This is a genomic window from Streptomyces sp. NPDC001536, from assembly GCF_042894505.1.
Taxonomy (GTDB): domain Bacteria; phylum Actinomycetota; class Actinomycetes; order Streptomycetales; family Streptomycetaceae; genus Streptomyces.
In genome coordinates, this window is record NZ_JBIAVQ010000001.1 from 657,399 (window position 1) to 674,278 (window position 16,880).

At 70.6% G+C, this 16,880-nt stretch carries 17 protein-coding genes; 13 read left to right on the top strand and 4 right to left on the bottom strand.

The genetic code is table 11. The features are described from left to right. The first annotated feature begins 4 nt into the window (after nucleotides 1–4). The 3 genes from ACFY0U_RS03005 to ACFY0U_RS03015 all read left to right on the top strand — a co-directional run bounded on the left by ACFY0U_RS03005 (nucleotide 5) and on the right by ACFY0U_RS03015 (nucleotide 3,138). The gene (locus ACFY0U_RS03005) at nucleotides 5–895 is read left to right on the top strand and encodes a TauD/TfdA dioxygenase family protein (protein ID WP_388629251.1); all 891 of its coding nucleotides are present in this window, start codon (nucleotides 5–7) and stop codon (nucleotides 893–895) included. A gap of 113 nt (nucleotides 896–1,008) precedes the next feature. Further along, a complete protein-coding gene (locus ACFY0U_RS03010) occupies nucleotides 1,009–2,391 on the top strand; it encodes an amino acid permease (protein WP_388629254.1) in 1,383 nt (460 codons plus the stop codon). Between the two features lie 105 nt (nucleotides 2,392–2,496). Then, nucleotides 2,497–3,138: a superoxide dismutase gene (locus ACFY0U_RS03015; RefSeq protein ID WP_388629257.1), complete on the top strand. Its 642-nt coding sequence runs from the start codon at nucleotides 2,497–2,499 to the stop codon at nucleotides 3,136–3,138. Nucleotides 3,139–3,252: 114 nt separating this feature from the next. Here ACFY0U_RS03015 and ACFY0U_RS03020 read toward each other — a convergent pair whose 3' ends face one another. Genes ACFY0U_RS03020 through ACFY0U_RS03030 form a run of 3 tightly spaced genes read right to left on the bottom strand, consistent with a single transcriptional unit; the run spans nucleotide 3,253 to nucleotide 6,092 of the window. Then, on the bottom strand, nucleotides 3,253–4,029 hold the full coding sequence (locus ACFY0U_RS03020) for an SAM-dependent methyltransferase (protein WP_388629260.1): 777 nt from the start codon (nucleotides 4,027–4,029) through the stop codon (nucleotides 3,253–3,255). Between the two features lie 12 nt (nucleotides 4,030–4,041). Beyond that, complete coding sequence (locus tag ACFY0U_RS03025) at nucleotides 4,042–4,665, bottom strand: histidine phosphatase family protein (RefSeq protein WP_388629262.1); 624 nt, start codon at nucleotides 4,663–4,665, stop codon at nucleotides 4,042–4,044. Then, the gene (locus ACFY0U_RS03030) at nucleotides 4,662–6,092 is read right to left on the bottom strand and encodes an FGGY-family carbohydrate kinase (protein WP_388629264.1); all 1,431 of its coding nucleotides are present in this window, start codon (nucleotides 6,090–6,092) and stop codon (nucleotides 4,662–4,664) included. Before ACFY0U_RS03030 ends, ACFY0U_RS03025 begins: the two co-directional genes overlap by 4 nt. A gap of 164 nt (nucleotides 6,093–6,256) precedes the next feature. On the opposite strand from ACFY0U_RS03030, the gene ACFY0U_RS03035 reads away from it, so the two are divergent. From ACFY0U_RS03035 to ACFY0U_RS03080, 10 genes are read left to right on the top strand one after another with little or no spacing between them, the layout of a single operon-like run. After that, a complete protein-coding gene (locus ACFY0U_RS03035; protein WP_388629267.1) occupies nucleotides 6,257–7,678 on the top strand; it encodes an ABC transporter substrate-binding protein in 1,422 nt (473 codons plus the stop codon). Nucleotides 7,679–7,682: 4 nt separating this feature from the next. Continuing rightward, a complete protein-coding gene (locus ACFY0U_RS03040; RefSeq protein WP_388629270.1) occupies nucleotides 7,683–8,570 on the top strand; it encodes a carbohydrate ABC transporter permease in 888 nt (295 codons plus the stop codon). Continuing rightward, a complete protein-coding gene (locus ACFY0U_RS03045; protein ID WP_388629273.1) occupies nucleotides 8,567–9,391 on the top strand; it encodes a carbohydrate ABC transporter permease in 825 nt (274 codons plus the stop codon). The genes ACFY0U_RS03040 and ACFY0U_RS03045 overlap by 4 nt, the downstream gene beginning before the upstream one ends. After that, entirely contained in the window at nucleotides 9,388–10,473 is a 1,086-nt protein-coding gene (locus ACFY0U_RS03050) for an ABC transporter ATP-binding protein (RefSeq protein ID WP_388629275.1), read from the top strand. The genes ACFY0U_RS03045 and ACFY0U_RS03050 overlap by 4 nt, the downstream gene beginning before the upstream one ends. Next, a complete protein-coding gene (locus ACFY0U_RS03055) occupies nucleotides 10,470–11,288 on the top strand; it encodes a DeoR/GlpR family DNA-binding transcription regulator (RefSeq protein WP_388629278.1) in 819 nt (272 codons plus the stop codon). Before ACFY0U_RS03050 ends, ACFY0U_RS03055 begins: the two co-directional genes overlap by 4 nt. Next, nucleotides 11,266–12,342 carry an ABC transporter ATP-binding protein gene (locus ACFY0U_RS03060; RefSeq protein WP_388629281.1) on the top strand — a complete coding sequence of 359 codons (1,077 nt, stop codon included), beginning with the start codon at nucleotides 11,266–11,268 and terminating at the stop codon, nucleotides 12,340–12,342. The genes ACFY0U_RS03055 and ACFY0U_RS03060 overlap by 23 nt, the downstream gene beginning before the upstream one ends. Continuing rightward, nucleotides 12,339–13,370, top strand: a complete 1,032-nt coding sequence (locus ACFY0U_RS03065) for a 2-hydroxyacid dehydrogenase (protein WP_388629284.1) — start codon at nucleotides 12,339–12,341, stop codon at nucleotides 13,368–13,370. Before ACFY0U_RS03060 ends, ACFY0U_RS03065 begins: the two co-directional genes overlap by 4 nt. 17 nt (nucleotides 13,371–13,387) lie before the next feature. Beyond that, a complete protein-coding gene (locus ACFY0U_RS03070; protein WP_388629286.1) occupies nucleotides 13,388–14,830 on the top strand; it encodes an FGGY family carbohydrate kinase in 1,443 nt (480 codons plus the stop codon). Next, nucleotides 14,827–15,888 (top strand): glycerophosphodiester phosphodiesterase family protein, encoded by a 1,062-nt coding sequence (locus tag ACFY0U_RS03075; RefSeq protein WP_388629289.1) that lies wholly within the window; start codon nucleotides 14,827–14,829, stop codon nucleotides 15,886–15,888. Before ACFY0U_RS03070 ends, ACFY0U_RS03075 begins: the two co-directional genes overlap by 4 nt. After that, nucleotides 15,888–16,115, top strand: coding sequence for a hypothetical protein (locus ACFY0U_RS03080; RefSeq protein ID WP_388629291.1), 228 nt, complete (start codon nucleotides 15,888–15,890; stop codon nucleotides 16,113–16,115). Before ACFY0U_RS03075 ends, ACFY0U_RS03080 begins: the two co-directional genes overlap by 1 nt. Before the next feature lie 3 nt (nucleotides 16,116–16,118). Here the strand turns inward: ACFY0U_RS03080 and ACFY0U_RS03085 are convergent, their stop codons facing one another. After that, entirely contained in the window at nucleotides 16,119–16,775 is a 657-nt protein-coding gene (locus ACFY0U_RS03085) for a DsbA family protein (RefSeq protein ID WP_388629294.1), read from the bottom strand. Between the last annotated feature and the right edge of the window lie 105 nt (nucleotides 16,776–16,880).

Sequence of the window (16,880 nt, forward strand, 5' to 3'; positions counted from 1 at the left end):
TCCCATGAGCATCGAGATCACCAAGGTCACCGCCCACATCGGCGCCCGCGTCTCCGGCGTCGACATCGCCAAGCCGCTCGACGAGGAGACGGTCACCGCCCTGCGCGAGGCCCTCAACGCGCACAAGGCGCTCGTCTTCGACGAGGTGAACCTGGACGACGAGGGCCAGCAGGCCTTCGCCCGCCACTTCGGCGACCTCACCACCGCCCACCCGACGGTGCCCGCCGTCGACGGCGTCCCGAACGTGCTGCCCGTCGACAGCGAGCAGGGCAGCGCCAACCACTGGCACACGGACGTCACCTTCGTCCTCAACCCGCCGCAGGCCAGCACCCTGCGCAGCATCACGCTCCCGCCGTACGGCGGCGAGACCCTGATCGCCAGCTCGGCGGCCGCCTACCGCAGCCTGCCCGAGCCGCTGCGGCAGCTGGCCGACACCCTGTGGGCCGAGCACACCAACGACTACGACTACGCGGTCCCGGCCGAGGACATCGACGAGGACAAGGCCGCCCAGCGCGCGCAGTTCACCTCGATCAAGTACCGCACCGCCCACCCCGTGGTCCGCGTCCACCCGCTGACCGGCGAACGCGGGCTGTTCATCGGCGGGTTCGCCCAGCGGCTCGTGGGTCTGTCGGTGGGCGAGTCCCGCAAGCTGCTCGACCTGCTCCAGTCGTATGTGATCAAGCCGGAGCACATCCTGCGCCACCGCTGGTCCGAGAACCAGCTGGTGCTCTTCGACAACCGCATCACCCAGCACTACGCCGTCGACAACTACGACCGGCAGGCGCGCCGTCTGCACCGGGTGACCGTCGCCGGTGACATCCCCGTCGGTGTCGAGGGCAAGGAGAGCTACGCCGTGGAGGGCGACGCGTCGCACTACACGAGCGTGGCGGCGTAGTCACGGGCTGTACCGGACGCGTCCGGATAGTGGGCGGCCTTCCCTTCCGACCGGGGAGGCCGCCCAGACTGTGGGCGTTTTTGCCCGTCTCACGCACTGGACGAACCACGCCCATGCCCAGCACCACCTCCGTCGAGGCTCCACAAGAGCCGGACGTCTCCCTCTCCCACGGCCTCAAGCAGCGCCACCTGTCGATGATCGCCCTCGGCGGTGTCATCGGCGCGGGCCTGTTCGTGGGCTCCGGCGCGGGTATCGCCGCCGCCGGGCCCTCGATCGTCGTCGCCTACGTCCTCTCCGGCCTCCTCGTGATGCTGGTCATGCGGATGCTCGGCGAGATGTCGGCCGCGTATCCCTCCTCGGGCTCCTTCTCCGCGCACGCCGAGCGGGCGATCGGGCCCTGGGCCGGCTTCACCGCCGGATGGTCCTTCTGGATCCTGCTCTGCACGGCCGTGGGCCTGGAGGGCATCGGCGCGGCGAAGATCGTGACGGGCTGGCTGCCGGGGACGCCGGAGTGGGCCTGGGTGGCCCTCTTCATGGTGGTCTTCTGCGCGACCAACCTCGCCGCGGTGAAGAACTTCGGCGAGTTCGAGTTCTGGTTCGCCGCGCTGAAGGTGGGCGCGATCAGCCTGTTCCTGGTGCTGGGCGTACTGGCGATCGCCGGGGTGCTCCCGGGTACGGACTCCCCGGGCACCTCGAACCTCTCCGACTTCCTCCCCCACGGCAGCGAGGGGCTGGTCATCGGCATCCTCGCCTCCGTCTTCGCGTACGGCGGTCTGGAGACGGTCACCATCGCGGCGGCGGAGTCCGAGGACCCGGTCAAGGGGGTGGCGAGCGCGGTCCGTACGGCGATGTGGCGCATCGCGCTCTTCTACATCGGCTCCATGGCGGTCATCGTGACGCTGGTCCCGTGGGACTCGGCCGCGGTCGTCGAGAAGGGCCCGTACGTCGCCGCGCTCGACTCGCTCGGTATCCCCGGCGCGGGTCAGCTGATGAACGTGGTCGTCCTCGTGGCGCTGCTCTCCGCGATGAACGCCAACATCTACGGCTCCTCGCGCATCGCCTACTCCCTCGTCGCGCGCGGCCAGGGCCCGAAGCCACTGGGCCGCGTGTCCGGCGGCGTCCCCCGCGTCGCCGTGCTGGCCTCCTGCGTCTTCGGCTTCGTCTGCGTCCTGCTCAGCTACTGGCGCCCCGACGACGTCTTCTCCTGGCTCCTCAACATGATCGGCGCGGTCATCCTCGTCGTCTGGGGCTTCATCGCGGTCTCCCAGCTGCGGCTGCGGGGGCGGCTGGAGCGCGAGACACCGGAGCGGCTGACCGTGCGGATGTGGGCGTTCCCGGTGCTCACCTGGGTCGCCATGGCGGGGATGCTGGCGATCTTCGTGCTGATGGCCCGGGAGCCGGACACGCGGGTGCAGCTGTACTTCACCGGCGGGATGACGCTGGCGCTGGCGGCGATCGGCTACACCTGGCAGCGCAGGCGCGCCACGACCGGCTGACAATCCCGACTGGCCGAAAGCCCCCGTGTGGATCACACCGGGGGCTTTTTGCTGTTAGCTTGTTATTGCAAGCTAGTTGCAACAAGCTTTTGAGGGGACCCCTTCATGCCCGTCTACACGCTTCCCGAACTGCCCTACGACTACTCCGCACTCGCCCCCGTGATCAGCCCCGAGATCATCGAGCTGCACCACGACAAGCACCACGCGGCGTATGTGAAGGGTGCCAACGACACGCTGGAGCAGCTGGCGGAAGCGCGGGACAAGGAGACATGGGGAGTGATCAACGGGCTGGAGAAGAACCTGGCCTTCCATCTCTCCGGGCACATCCTGCACTCCATCTACTGGCACAACATGACCGGTGACGGCGGCGGTGAGCCGCTGGCCGTGGACGGGGTGGGCGACCTCGCGGACGCCATCACCGAGTCGTTCGGCTCCTTCGCCAACCTCAAGGCCCAGCTGACCAAGGCCGCGGCCACGACCCAGGGTTCGGGCTGGGGTGTGCTCGCGTACGAGCCGCTCAGCGGACTGCTGATCGTCGAGCAGGTCTACGACCACCAGGGCAACGTCGGCCAGGGGTCCGTGCCGATCCTCGTCTTCGACGCCTGGGAGCACGCCTTCTACCTCCAGTACAAGAACCAGAAGGTCGACTTCATCGAGGCGATGTGGGCCGTCGTCAACTGGCAGGACGTGGCCCGGCGTCACGAGGCCGCCAAGTCCCGCGCGGATGTGCTGCTGCTGGCGCCGTGACCACCCCGTGAAGCGTCCTGCCTCGTGATCGTCTTCTCAACCTTCACCGGCAGGCGGAATGACGGAAGCCCCCGCGAGGACGTGACTCGCGGGGGCTTTCCGGTTCGCTTCAGATCAGGGCTTGCGGCCCACGCCGCCGTGCTGGCCGATCGGCTCCGGCTGGGCGCCGCCGTCGGGGCGCCACAGGGGGACGGAGACGACGCCCGGGTCCACCAGCTCCAGGCCGTCGAAGTACGCGGTGATCTGCTCGACCGGGCGCAGGAAGTACGGGACGGCGCCGGTCTCGTTGTAGGCGTCCTGGGCCTGTTCGTAGTCCGGGTCGGTGCCTCGGGAACCTTCGTTGAGCGAGAGGTAGCTGCCCGAGGGGAGGCCGGCCAGGAGCCGGGTGACGAGGTCGCGGGCCTGGTCGTAGTCGGTGACGTGACCGAGGATGCCGCTCATGATCAGGGCCGTCGGCCGGCTGAGGTCGAGGGTCTTGGACGCCGCTTCCAGGATGCGCTCGGGGTCGTACAGGCTCAGGTCCTCGTACGCCGTCACGCCCTGTGGCGTCGAGGTGAGCAGGGCGCGGGCGTGGGCGAGGACGAGCGGGTCGTTGTCGACGTAGACGATCTTCGACTCGGGGGCGCTGCGCTGGGCCACCTCGTGGGTGTTGTCGACGGTGGGGAGCCCGGTGCCGACGTCCAGGAACTGGCGTACGCCCGCCTCCTCCACCAGGTACCGGATGCTGCGGCCGAGGAAGGCGCGGCTGCTGCGGGCGATGGTGACGATGCCGGGGAAGACGGCGGTGTAGGCGTCGCCGGCCGCCTCGTCCACGGGGTAGTTGTCCTTGCCGCCCAGCCAGTAGTTCCAGATGCGGGCCGAGTGGGGCACCGAGGTGTCGATCTCCGTCATGAGCCCATGGTGCTACGACTCGCCCGGCTCGCACGGCACATTGAGGGAGACAAGTGCGATGGAATCGTCGCTGGTCACACGGAGTTCGGTGACCGCCGCGTTGCGTAGTTGCGGGAACACCCGGCGGTAGTCGCGCAGGGGGATGTGCAGCAGTTCGCACAGCACCAGACGGAACAGGGTGTTGTGGGCGACGACCAGCACACGACCGCCCGGATGAGCCGTCGCGATGCGGCGCAGCGCGGCCGCTCCCCGCGCGGCTGCCGCGACCGGGTCCTCAGCGCCGGGGAACGGGTGCGCGACCGGGTCCGCGCGGAAGGCCTCCGCCGCCATGGGGTCCTCCGCGGCGAACTCGGCGAGGGTACGGCCCTCCACCACCCCGAAGTCGCATTCGCACAGGTCGGGTTCGCGGTACGGGGTGAGGCCGAGGGCGTCGCAGGCGGGCCGTGCCGTGCGGACGGCCCGGGACAGCGGGGACGTCCAGATCGCGTCGACCGGGTGGGCGGCGACCCACCGGCCCAGCGCCGCGGCCTGCGCCCGGCCCACGTCGGTGAGGGCCACGTCGCTCACGCCTGCGTAACGGTTCTCGGCGTGCCACACGGTCTGGCCGTGGCGGGCCAGCAGAAGGGTCGTACTCATGAGTCCGCAGTATCCAGGGTGAGGCGGCCGCGCGCGTGGGCCGCGACGGGTTCCGGGAGCCAGCCGCGGGCGGTCAGTTCGTGCACGAGCCGGGCGTACGGCTCCGCGAACAGGGCCGTGCGGCCGGGGCGCGGTGCCACGACCGTACGGATGCGGACCATGCCCTCGGCGAGGTCCGGCAGCGCCTCGCCGGTGACGCCGTGGGCCGCCAGCACCGCCATGCCCAGGGCCGGTTCGGTCTGTTCCGGGACCCGGGCCGGGCGGCCGAGGACGTCGGCGCGGAGCTGGTTCCAGTACGGACTGCGGGCGCCGCCGCCGGTGAGGCTGAGGGGGCCGTCGAGGGGGGCGCCGAGGTGGTGGAGGTAGTCCAGGCACAGGCGTTCCGCGAAGGCGACGCCCTGGAGGAGGGCGGCCCACAGGTCGGCGTCGCCCGCGGGTTCGCCGAGGACCAGGGCGGTGGCCTGCGGGGCGAGGAAGGGGAAGCGCTCGCCCGGGGAGACGAGGGGGTAGGCGATCGCGCCGGCCGGCTCGTGCGCGGCGGCCCGCTCGTCCATCGCCGCCGGATCCGCCCCCGAGAATGCCGCCGTGAGCACACCGGCGCCCACGCTGGAGGCACCGCCGGGCAGCCAACTCCCGTCCGGCGCACGGTGGTTGTAGACGACGCCGGTGGGGTCGTGGACGGGGACGCGGGACGCTCCCTTGAGGACGAGGGTGGTGCCGAGCACCGAGTTCCAGGAGCCCTCGCGCAGCGCGCCGGACGCGATCTGGGCCGCGCAGCCGTCGGTCATGCCGGCGATCACGGGGGTGCCGGCGGGGATGCCGGTGGCCTCCGCGGCGGCCGCACAGACCTCGCCGAGCCGGGTGCCGGGGCGGACGACGTCCGGCAGTGCGGGGGCGCCGGGGACGTCGGGCCAGGCGTCGGCCGCCACGTCGTAGGCCGTCTTGAGGGCGTGACTGGAGTCGGTGGGGACGCGGTGGCCGGTCAGGCGGGCGGTGATGAGGTCGGGCTGGTGGGTGACGGTGCCCCGCCCGTGGGTGCGGGCCAGCCACAGCGCCTTCGGCAGCCCCCAGGTGTTCTGTACCGCGAGGCCCGCCGAGCGCAGCCGCTCCGCCTCGGCCCAGGCCCGTCCGTCGTCGTACATCAGCGCGGGGCTCACGGGCCGTCCGGCGGGGTCCGTCAGCAGGACGGTCCCGGAGGTGCCGCACACCGCGACTCCGGCGACGCGGGGCCGATCGCGCAGCGCCGCCCGGGACGCCACGGCCACCGCCGTCCACCACTCCCCCGGATCCTGCTCGTGCCGCGGCCCGTCGCGCCGCCCCTCCAGCGGGGCCGTCCCGCTGCCGAGGACCGCACCGTCGGCGCCGACGGCCAGGACCCGCACGCTCTGCGTACCGAGGTCGATCCCCAGCCATGTCTCCTGCGACATCCCGGCCTCCCGCACATCAAGAACCGTGAACTTCTCACTCTGCCCTGAGATTTACCCCCGCGCGAGGGATTGACGGCCATCTTCCGCCGTTACACCCTCTGTTATCGAGTCGACTCGACGTGTGAGCAGAGCACACCGGACCCAGCCCCACCTGGAGGTCACGGATGGACACGCACGCGCACGACCGCCGACGTTTCCTCGCGCTCGGCGCCGCCCTGGCCGCCGCCCCCGTCCTGTCCGCCTGCGGTGCCGGCTTCGGCGGGGACGACGGCAAGAGGGACGGCTCGGCCGCCGACGACGTGACCGGCTCCTTCGACTGGAAGCGCGAGAAGGACACGACCGTCAAAGCGCTGCTCAACAAACACCCCTACACGGACGCGCTCATCGCCGACCTCAAGGCCTTCACCGAGAAGACCGGCATCGAGGTCGAGTACGACGTCTTCCCCGAGGACAACTACTTCGACAAGCTCACCGTGGACCTGTCCAGTGGCCGCGCCTCGTACGACGTCTTCATGCTCGGCGCGTACATGGTGTGGCAGTACGGGCCACCGGGCTGGCTGGAGGATCTCGGGCCCTGGATGCGCAACTCCGCGGCCACCGGCGCCGAATGGGACCAGGCCGACTTCTTCCCCAACCTGCTCCAGGCCGACCAGTGGTCACTGAAGGCCGGCGCTCCGCTCGGACAGGGCGGGCAGTACGCGCTGCCGTGGGGGTGGGAGACGAACGTCGTCGCCTACAACACCGAGGTGTTCCAGAAGCTCGGCCTCCGACCCGCCGAGAACTTCGAGGAGTTGCGCGAGATCGCCGGGGTCATCAAGGACAAGGCCCCGGGTGCTGGGTTCGACGGCATGTACGGGATCGCCGTCCGCGGGTCGAGGAGCTGGGCGACCATCCACCCCGGGTTCATGACCATGTACGCCCGCAACGGGCTGAAGGACTTCACGGTCAGCGGTGAGAAGCTCACGCCCGCCATGAACACCCCGGAGGCGATCGCCTTCACCGAGGACTGGGCCGGCATGGTCGAGCAGGGCGGTCCGCCGTCCTGGACCTCGTACACCTGGTACCAGTGCTCCAGCGACCTCGGCGCGAAGAAGGCCGGGATGCTGTTCGACGCGGACACCGCCGCCTACTTCCAGGCGGTGAAGGGGGCGAGTCCCGCCTCCGGGAAGATCGCCTTCCATCCGGGGCCGAAGGGTCCGGGCGGCTCCCTCGCCACCAACATGTGGATCTGGTCGCTCGGGATGAACGCCAAGAGCAAGAAGAAGAGCGCCAGTTGGCTCTTCCTCCAGTGGGCCACCGGCAAGGAGCATCTGCGCAGGAGCGCGATCACGCACAACCACATCGACCCGGTACGCAAGTCGGTCGCCGACGACGCCGCGTACAAGGACAAGATGAGGAGCCTGCCCGGCTTCATCGAGACCTTCGAGACCGTGGTGGACCAGACGAAGATCCAGTTCACCCCGCAGGCGCAGTTCTTCGACGCCACCACCAGCTGGGCCGCGGCCCTCCAGGAGATCTACGGCGGAAAGAACGCGAAGTCGGTGCTGAACGGTCTGGCGGGCGATCTCGCCGACAAGGTGGACTAGCCCCATGGGATGGCGGCTCACCCTTCGCCCCTACGTCCTGATCGTGCCCGCCCTGCTGCTGACCTGCGGGATCCTCTACCCCTTCGGGCTCGGGCTGTACTACACGCTCTTCGACTTCTCGGCGAGCAAACCGCAGCCCGACATGGTGCGGTTCGAGAACTACCAGACCGTCTTCACCCAGGACGCGTTCTGGAACTCGGCCTGGGTGACGGTGCTGTACGCGGTCGGCGCGGCCGCCGCCGAGACGTTCCTCGGGGTCGCCGTCGCCCTGCTGCTGCACCGCTCGTCGATCGTCGGCCGGGTGCTGGAGAAGATCCTGATCCTGCCGCTGATGATCGCCCCCGTGATCGCGGCGATCATCTGGAAGCTGATGCTGCAACCGTCCGTGGGGGTCGTCAACCACCTGCTGAAACCCTTCGGGTTGGGCGGAGTCCAGTGGACGGACACCCCGACCGGCGCACTGCTGTCGTCGATCGCCGTCGACGTGTGGGTCTACACACCGTTCGTCGCGATCCTCGCCCTCGCCGGACTGCGGTCGCTGCCGGCCTCCCCCTTCGAGGCGGCGGCCGTCGACGGGGCGAGCTGGTGGTACACCTTCCGCCGGCTCACCCTGCCGATGCTGTGGCCGTACGTGCTGGTCGCGGTGATCTTCCGGTTCATGGACTCGCTGAAGGTGTTCGACATCATCTACGCCCTCACCGAGGGCGGGCCGGGCGACTCGACCGTCGTCCTCCAGATCAGGGCGTATCTGGAGGCGATCCGCTTCCAGCGGTACTCCTTCGGGATCAGCTACACGATCGTGCTCTGGGCCGTGGTGTACCTGGCCGCGATGGTGCTGGTCCGCCATCTCGGGAAGATCCAGCGCAAGGCGGCGGAGGTGGCTTCGAAGTGACCAAGCGCCTGTGGGGATGGCTGGCCGACGCCGCCCTCATCCTCTACTTCGTCTTCGCGCTCTTCCCGATCGCCTGGATGCTGATCCTGTCCCTGAAGCCCACCAACCAGCTCTTCAGCACCTACTTCTCCTTCTCCCCCACCCTCGACGGCTACCGCACGGTCCTCGGCGACAGCGAGGGCATCCCGTTCGTGCGGTTCTTCGTCAACAGCCTGGTGGTGTCGCTGGGGGCGGTGCTGCTGTCGCTGCTGGTCGGCCTTCCGGCGGCGTACGCGTCGGCGCGGTGGCGGTTCAAGGGCTCCGAGAACCTGATGTTCACCCTGCTGTCGTTCCGGTTCGCTCCCGAACTCACCGTGATCATTCCGCTGTTCGTGCTCTACCAGAAGCTCGGCCTCTTCGACACGTACGTCGGCATGATCTGGGTGCTCCAACTGGTCACCCTCCCGCTGATCGTATGGATCATGCGGTCCTACTTCGCCGATCTGACCCCCGAGTTGGAGCAGGCGGCCCTGCTGGACGGCTACACCCGCAGACAGGCCTTCTTCAAGGTGGCCCTCCCGCTCGTCAAGCCGGGGGTGGCCGCCGTGTCGCTGCTCGCCTTCATCTTCGCTTGGAACAACTTCGTCTTTCCGCTGATCCTCACCTCCAACGAGGCCCAGACCGTGACCGTCGGCGCGCTGTCCTTCCTCGGCGGCGACCGCCCCAAGTACAACCTGACGGCAGCGGCGGCCCTGGTCTCCGTCGTACCGCCCCTGCTGCTCGCCCTCACCATCCAGCGGTATCTGGTGCGGGGGCTGTCGTTCGGGGCGGTGAAGTCGTGATCGGACTGCGCGGGATCAGAAAGACGTACGGCAAGGTCACCGCCCTCGACGGGCTCGAACTGGAGGTCCAGGAGGGCGAGTTCCTCTGTCTGCTCGGGCCGTCGGGGGCCGGGAAGACCACGACGTTGAAGACCGTCGCGGGGCTGGAGCTCCCCGACGCCGGAACGGTCGAGATCGACGGGAAGGACATGCGGGACGTCGAGCCGTACGACCGTGGGGTCGCGATGTGCTTCGAGAGCTACGCGCTCTATCCGCACAGGTCGGCGTACGACAACCTCGCCTCCCCGCTCCGCTCGCCCCGCCACCGGCTCCCGGCCGCCGAGGCCCGCGAGCGGATCGGCGCGATCGCCGAACTCCTCGGTATCAGCGGCTTGTTGGACCGCCCCGTCGGCCAGCTCTCCAACGGCCAGCGGCAGCGCGTCGCCCTCGGCCGGGTCCTGGTCCGCCCCGCCCGCGCCTTCCTCCTCGACGAGCCGCTCTCCCACCTCGACGCCAAGCTGCGCCAGCAGATGCGGGCCGAGCTGAAGGCGATCGGGGCGGTACAGCGGACGACCACGCTCTACGTCACCCATGACTCCGTGGAGGCGCTCGCGCTCGGCGACCGGATCGGGGTCATCCGGGACGGGCGGATCGTGCAGACGGGGACGCGGGAGGAGATCTGGTACCGGCCCCATGACACGGAGGTGGCGCGGGCGTTCGGGCGGCCGCGGATCAATCTGCTGCCGGGGACCGTGACCGAGGACGGGGGTTTCCGGTCGGCGGACGGGAAGGTCGAGCTGCCGCTGTCGGCGAAGGCCCCGGCGGGGACGGACGTCCTCGTCGGCATACGCCCCAGGGACCTCGCCCTGAACGGCCAGGGACTCGAACTCACCGGCACCGTCTACGTCACCGAGGTCCTCGGCCGGGCCGTCGAGGTCACCGTCCGCCTCGGCGAGCAGCACGTGTCCCTGGTGGCGCCCCGGGCCGACACCACCGGTCTGCGTCCCGACGATCCGGTGCGGCTGACGGTCCGGCCTGAGAACCTGCTGCTGTTCGAGGCCGACCGGCCGCAGCGCCCAGGACGACGGATCGGGAAACGATGAGCAACAGCGCACAGCAGGGTCCCGCGGCCCGCCAGTCCGCCATGGCCGAGCAGGTCCTCGCCGACGGCTCGGCGACCGCGGCGGAGCTCGCCGAGCGGTTCGGGGTGAGCCTGATGACGATCCACCGGGACCTCGACGAGCTCGAACGGCAGGGGATCGTGCGCAAGTTCAGGGGCGGTGTGACCGCACAGCCGTCCGGGGTCTTCGAGTCCAACGTGCAGTACCGCCTCAAAGCCATGCGGGCCGAGAAGGCCGCCGTCGCCGACCACGCGCTCAAGCTGATCGAGCCCGGCATGGCGATCATGCTGGACGACTCCACCTCCACCCTGGAGATAGCCCGCAGACTCCGCCTCGGCGAGATCACCCCGCTGACGGTGGTCACCAACTTCCTGGAGGCGCTCAACCTCCTGTCCGACCAGCGCGGCATCCATCTGATGGCCCTCGGCGGCGACTACGACCCCCTGCACTCCTCCTTCCTCGGCGTCTCCTGCGTCGAGGCGGTGCAGTCCCTGCGCGTGGACGTCTGCTTCGCGTCCACGTCGGCCGTGCACGGGGGTTACGCCTACCACCAGGAGCAGCACATCGTGTCGGTGAAGCGGGCGATGCTCGACTCGGCGGCCCGCAACGTCCTGCTGATCGACCACACCAAGCTCGCCCGGACCGCCCTGCACCGCGTCGCCCCCCTCTCCCGCTTCGACCTGGTGCTGGTCGACGACGGGGCACCGGCGGACGCGCTGCGGGACCTGGACGAGCACAAGGTCCACTACGAGGTCTGTACGACAAGGGGCGGCGATGACCCAGCTGGAGCTACGTGAGCTGCGCAAGACGTACCGTTCGCGGGGACGCCCGGCCGTGGACGCCGTACGGGGCCTCGATCTCGCCCTGCGGTCGGGGGAGTTGCTCGGACTGCTGGGCCCGTCCGGGTGCGGCAAGTCCACCACGCTGCGGATGATCGCCGGTCTGGAGACGGTGACCGGCGGGGACATCCTGGTGGACGGGCGATCGGTGATCCAGACCTCGGCCCAGGCCCGCAACATGGGCGTCGCCTTCGAGAACTACGCGCTGTATCCACCGCTGACGGTGGCGGAGAACCTGGCGTTCGGGCTGAAGGCGCGGCGCCGAGCCGCCCGTGGGGACGTCTCCCGCAAGGTCGCCGACATCGCCGAGCGCGTGGGCCTGACAGAGATCCTCGACGCCCGCCCGGCGGGCCTGTCCAGCGGCCAGAAGCAGCGCGTCTCCCTGGCCCGCGCGTTGATCCGCGAGCCGGACGTCCTGCTCCTGGACGAGCCGCTCTCCCATCTGGACGCGGCCCAGCGCGACACCACACGCCGTGAACTCAAGCGGATCCAGCGGGACTTGGGCCATACGACCATCCTCGTCACCCACGACCAGGAGGAGGCCCTCTCCCTCGCCGACCGGATCGCCGTGATGAAGGACGGCGTGATCCAGCAGCTGGGCACGCCCTACGAGATCTACGACAGCCCCGCGAACGTCTTCGTGGCCGACTTCGTCGGCGAACCCGCGATCAACCTGCTCAACGGGGTCGCGACCGACGACGGCCACGCCCGCCTCTCGGACGCGGTAAGGATCGCGCTGCCGGTGCCGGTGGCGGCGGGCCGGGAGGTGGTGGTCGGGATCCGCCCCGAGGATCTGCGACTGGCCGGGGACGAAGGACTGGCCGCGCGGGTCGTCGCCCACGAGCCCCTCCTGGAGTCGGGCATCGCGACGCTGGCCCTTGAAGGAGGGGTCGAGCTCGTCGTCCTCACCGACCCGGAGGTGCGGCTGGCCCACGGCGACACCGTCCGCGTCACCGCCGACCCGGACCTCACCCATGTCTTCGACGCCGAGACGGGAGACTCCCTGCGATGAGCGAGATCCTGCGGGTCACGGCGGCCGGCGACCACTTCGTCCTGCCGGGCCTGATCGCCCGCGCGGTGGCGGACGAGGTCGGCGAACATGCCGTGGAGGTACGGGAGTTGACGCTCGGCTGGCCTCTGGTGCCGTTCGGGCCGGTCGCGGAGGTCCTGGAGGCGAGCGACGCCGAGGACGAGCTGATCGAGGCGCTGTCCGGTGCGCGGGTACTGGTCACGCAGATGGGCCCGGTCACCGAACGGGTCCTGGCCGCCTCGCCCTCGCTGCGGCTGGTGGTCGTCTGCCGGGGCGGTCCGGTGAACGTCAACCTGGAGGCGGCCAAGGCGCACGACGTCCGGGTCTGCTTCACCCCCGGGCGCAACGCCGCCGCCACCGCCGAGTTCACCGTCGGGCTGCTCCTCGCCGCCCTCCGCCGTATCCCCCAGGCTCACAACCTCCTTGCCGGGAAAGGGAGTTGGGAGGGTTCGGCTTACTACACCTACGAGAACAGCGGACTGGAACTGGAGGACCTCCCCGTCGGGCTGGTCGGCTACGGCGCGGTGGGCAGCCGGGTCGCCCGGGTGCTCTGCGCCTTCGGCGCGCAGGTCATGGTCCACGACCCCTACGTCCGCGGCGAGATCCACGGTCTGCGGGTGGCGTCCCTCGACGACCTCCTGCGCAGGTCCCGCGTGATCACCCTGCACGCCCGGCTGACCGAGGAGACCCGGGGCCTGATCGGCGCCCGGGAACTGGCCCTGCTCCCGCCGGGCGCGGTCGTGGTGAACGCGGCCCGCGGCCCTCTCCTGGACGAGGAGGCGCTGTGCGACGCGCTGGAGAGCGGGCGGCTGTCGGCGGCGGCGCTGGACACGTACGCGAGGGAACCGCTGCCTGCGGACTCGCGGCTGCCGGGGCTGGCCGACCGGGTGGTGATGACTCCGCATCTGGGCGGGGCCTCGCGCGCGGTGGCGGAGAAGGCGGCACGGATCGCCGCGGCGGAAGTGGGCCGGTGGCTGCGTGGGGAACCGCCGGCTCACTGTCTGACCTGAGGGACGAGGAGGCGCTCATGTACGTGGGTATCGATGTGGGCACGTCCACGGTGAAGGCCGCCGCCTTCGACGGCTCGGGACGTGAACTGGCCGTCGCCGCACGCCCGGTGCGCCTCGCGCTGCACGGCGGTTTCGTCGAGCAGGACATGGACGAGGTGTACGCGGCGGTCGTCGCCGTCCTGGAGGAGGTGACCTCGCGCGTGCCCGAGCCGGTGGAGCTGGCCGGGCTCACCGGGCAGGGCGACGGGGTGTGGCTGGTGGACGCGGCGGGCCGTCCGGTGCGGTCGGCGGTGTCCTGGATGGACGGTCGGGCGCATGAACTGGTCGACCGGTGGCTGGCGGACGGCACGTTCGAGACGGTGTTCCGGCGCACGGGCGGCGCCATGTTCCCGGGCTCTCCTGGTCCGTTGCTGGCCTGGCTGGACAGCCATGACCCGAAGTCGCTGGACGCGGCGTCGGCGGCCGTCTACTGCAAGGACATGGTGTTCCAGCGGCTGACGGGGGCGGCCCGCGCGACGACGGATGTGTCGGACGCGTCGATGCCGTTCCTGGACCCGCGCTCGCGCACCTACGACAACCGGGTCGTCGAGCTGCTGGGCCTGACCCACCGGCGCGGTCTGCTGGCCCCGGTCAGTGACCCGGTCGCCACGGCCGAGGCGCGCGGCGAGGGCCTGCCGGCCGGCACCCGGATCGCCGACGGCCCCTACGACCTGCCCGCCTGCGCGCTGGGCGCCGGGGTGACCGCGCCCGGCGACGGGCTGCTGATCGTCGGCACCTGCCTCGCCAGTCTCGTCGCCACCGACGACCTGGACCTGTCGGGCGAACCGGCGGGGCTGTACATCTCCACCGACCGCGCCGGCCACTGGCTGCGCGCCATGCCGGCGATGGTCGGCACGGCGGCCCTGGACTGGGTGCTGTCGACGACAGGCGTACGGCACGACGAGGTGGACGGCCTGCTGGAGGAGACCCCGCCGGGCGCCAACGGCGTCAGCGTCCTGCCGTACTTCGCCCCCTCCGGCGAACGTGCTCCCTTCGTCGAACCCGGGTTGCGCGCCGAACTCAGGGGCGTGTCCCTGGAGTCGACGCGGGCGGACCTGGTCCGCGCGACCTGTGAGGGCATCGGTTTCGCCGCCCGGCACTGTCTGGAGGCCGCGGGTCTGACGGGTTCGCTCGCGGTGTGCGGCGGCGGCACCCGCAGCCCCGTCTGGATGCGGCTGCTCGCCGATGTGCTCGGGCGGCCGCTGCGCGTCGTCGAGGGCGAGGTCGGCGCCCGGGGTGCGGTGCTCGCGGCGGCCGAGCGGTACGGCATCTCGCTGGACGTGGCGGCGTGGACGCGACCGACGGCGGTGGTGGAGCCGGACGAGAGGCGGGCGTCGGCCTACGCGAAGGGCTATGCCGAGCACCTGACCCGGCTCGCCGAGGCGCGCGCTTCCGCGTCGAGGACATCGACGTACCGATGAGGAAAGGAACTCGAGTGAACCCCAGACGCCGTTCCCTCCTGCTCGCGGCCGCCGCCACCCCGGTGGCCGCGGCCGTGCCCGCGCACGCGGCGGCTTCCGAACGTGCGCGCCCCCTGGTCATCGGCCACCGCGGCGCGGCGGGCTGGCGCCCCGAACACACCGCCGCCTCCTACACGTTCGCCGTCCAGAGCGGCGCCGACTGGATCGAACCGGACCTGGTGCCGACGAAGGACCAGGTGCTGGTGGTCCGGCACGAGAACGAGATCTCGCAGACGACGGACGTGGCGTCGCACCCGGAGTTCGCGGGCCGTCGTACGACGAAGACGGTGGACGGGCGGTCGGTGACCGGCTGGTTCACCGAGGACTTCACGCTGGCGGAGCTGAGGACGCTGCGGGCCGTGGAGCGGCTGCCGCTGGTCCGCAACCGCAACACCGTCTTCGACGGCCGGGAGCGGATCCTCACCTTCCAGGAGGTGGTGGACCTGGCGCGGAGGCTGTCGCGGTCCTCCGGGCGCACGATCGCCGTCTTCCCCGAGACCAAGCACCCGACGTACTTCCGCTCGATCGGCCTGGAACTGGAGCCGCGGCTGACCGACCTGATCCGCCGCAACCGTCTCGGCCCGCACGAGTGCGTCGTCCAGTCCTTCGAGCCGACGAGCCTTGAGCGGATGACGGGGCTCGGTGTGCCGCTGTGGCAGGCGCTGGGGACCACGGGAGGGCCGTACGACCTGGTCTCGGCCGGTGATCCGACGACGTACGCGGACATGATGACCCCGGCGGGGCTGGCGCGGATCGCGCGGTACGCGGCGTGGATCGGGCCGGACAAGTCGTCGGTCGCCGCCTCGACGCTGCTGGCGGACGCGCACGCGGCGGGGCTGAGGGTGGGGCCGTACACCTTCCGCGCGGAGAACCAGTTCCTGCCCGCGCGGTTCCGGCGCGGAAGCGGAGCGAACGATTTCGGGGACGCGTTCGCGGAGTACGCGCTGTACTACGAGTTGGGAGTCGACGCGGTGGTGACCGACTTTCCGGATCTGGCCGTGATGGCGCGGAGGCGTTGATGTTCTTCGGCAACAAGTACTGCCCGGGCTGCAAGAAACACAACCAGGTGTACCGGAAGCTCAAGGCCGGGGAGAGGGCGCAGGCCAAGGAGAAGCACCGCAACAGGACCGACCTGTGGCGCTGCACCGCGGAGGGCTGCCGGTGGTACCAGCCCGTGCACAACCAGGGTGACGGCGACCTGCTCCCGGAGGAACTCCGGATTCCGGCCGCCGACCCCAAGGAGTGATCCCTACAGGTTGCTGAAGTCCGGGCCCTTGGTCCGGGTCCGCTTGATCTCGTAGAAGCCCGGCACCGAGGCGACGGCGAGCGTGCCGTCCCACAGGCGCGCCGCGTCCTCGCCCTTGGGGGCCGGGGTGACGACCGGGCCGAAGAAGGCGATCTGCTCGCCGTCGGGGCCGGGGACGGCGATGACCGGGGTGCCGACCTCCTGGCCGACCTTGTCGATGCCCTCCTTGTGGGAGGCGCGCAGCTCGGCGTCGAACTCGAAGTCCTCCTGGTCGGCGTAGTCGATCAGGTCGGCGGGCAGACCGGCGTCCTTCAGAGCGGCGGCTATCGCCTCGACGGTCGGGCCCTCGCCGTTGTTGTGGAAGCGGGTGCCGAGCGCGGTGTAGAGCGGGCCGAGGACGTCCGCGCCGTGCTTCTGCCAGGCCGCGGTCGCCACGCGGACCGGCTTCCACGCCTTGGTCGCCAGCATCTCCCGGTACTCCTCGGGCAGCTGGTCGATCTTGTCCTCGTTCAGCACGGCCAGGCTCATGATGTGCCAGCGCACCTCGATGTCCCGGGCCTTCTCCACCTCCAGCACCCAGCGGGAGGTCATCCAGGCCCAGGGGCACAGCGGGTCGAACCAGAAGTCGACGGGCGTCTTCGCGGAGCCGGTCTCGGACATGAGTCTCCTAAGGAAAGTGTTCGATTGAAAGAGGGAACACCGTCCGCACCCCGCCCCATTCCCCCCGGCCGCCCGCATTCCCTGCTGCCGCGCGTCAGGGGCGCG

What these genes read in the sequence shown, in the direction of transcription:
- ACFY0U_RS03080 (WP_388629291.1), top strand. Translation starts at nt 15,888, where the DNA reads ATGTTCTTCGGCAACAAGTACTGCCCGGGCTGCAAGAAACACAACCAG.
- ACFY0U_RS03055 (WP_388629278.1), top strand. Translation starts at nt 10,470, where the DNA reads ATGAGCAACAGCGCACAGCAGGGTCCCGCGGCCCGCCAGTCCGCCATG.
- ACFY0U_RS03040 (WP_388629270.1), top strand. Translation starts at nt 7,683, where the DNA reads ATGGGATGGCGGCTCACCCTTCGCCCCTACGTCCTGATCGTGCCCGCC.
- ACFY0U_RS03060 (WP_388629281.1), top strand. Translation starts at nt 11,266, where the DNA reads ATGACCCAGCTGGAGCTACGTGAGCTGCGCAAGACGTACCGTTCGCGG.
- ACFY0U_RS03015 (WP_388629257.1), top strand. Translation starts at nt 2,497, where the DNA reads ATGCCCGTCTACACGCTTCCCGAACTGCCCTACGACTACTCCGCACTC.
- ACFY0U_RS03070 (WP_388629286.1), top strand. Translation starts at nt 13,388, where the DNA reads ATGTACGTGGGTATCGATGTGGGCACGTCCACGGTGAAGGCCGCCGCC.
- ACFY0U_RS03075 (WP_388629289.1), top strand. Translation starts at nt 14,827, where the DNA reads ATGAGGAAAGGAACTCGAGTGAACCCCAGACGCCGTTCCCTCCTGCTC.
- ACFY0U_RS03065 (WP_388629284.1), top strand. Translation starts at nt 12,339, where the DNA reads ATGAGCGAGATCCTGCGGGTCACGGCGGCCGGCGACCACTTCGTCCTG.
- ACFY0U_RS03030 (WP_388629264.1), bottom strand. Translation starts at nt 6,092, where the DNA reads ATGTCGCAGGAGACATGGCTGGGGATCGACCTCGGTACGCAGAGCGTG.
- ACFY0U_RS03010 (WP_388629254.1), top strand. Translation starts at nt 1,009, where the DNA reads ATGCCCAGCACCACCTCCGTCGAGGCTCCACAAGAGCCGGACGTCTCC.
- ACFY0U_RS03035 (WP_388629267.1), top strand. Translation starts at nt 6,257, where the DNA reads ATGGACACGCACGCGCACGACCGCCGACGTTTCCTCGCGCTCGGCGCC.
- ACFY0U_RS03020 (WP_388629260.1), bottom strand. Translation starts at nt 4,029, where the DNA reads ATGACGGAGATCGACACCTCGGTGCCCCACTCGGCCCGCATCTGGAAC.
- ACFY0U_RS03085 (WP_388629294.1), bottom strand. Translation starts at nt 16,775, where the DNA reads ATGTCCGAGACCGGCTCCGCGAAGACGCCCGTCGACTTCTGGTTCGAC.
- ACFY0U_RS03025 (WP_388629262.1), bottom strand. Translation starts at nt 4,665, where the DNA reads ATGAGTACGACCCTTCTGCTGGCCCGCCACGGCCAGACCGTGTGGCAC.
- ACFY0U_RS03005 (WP_388629251.1), top strand. Translation starts at nt 5, where the DNA reads ATGAGCATCGAGATCACCAAGGTCACCGCCCACATCGGCGCCCGCGTC.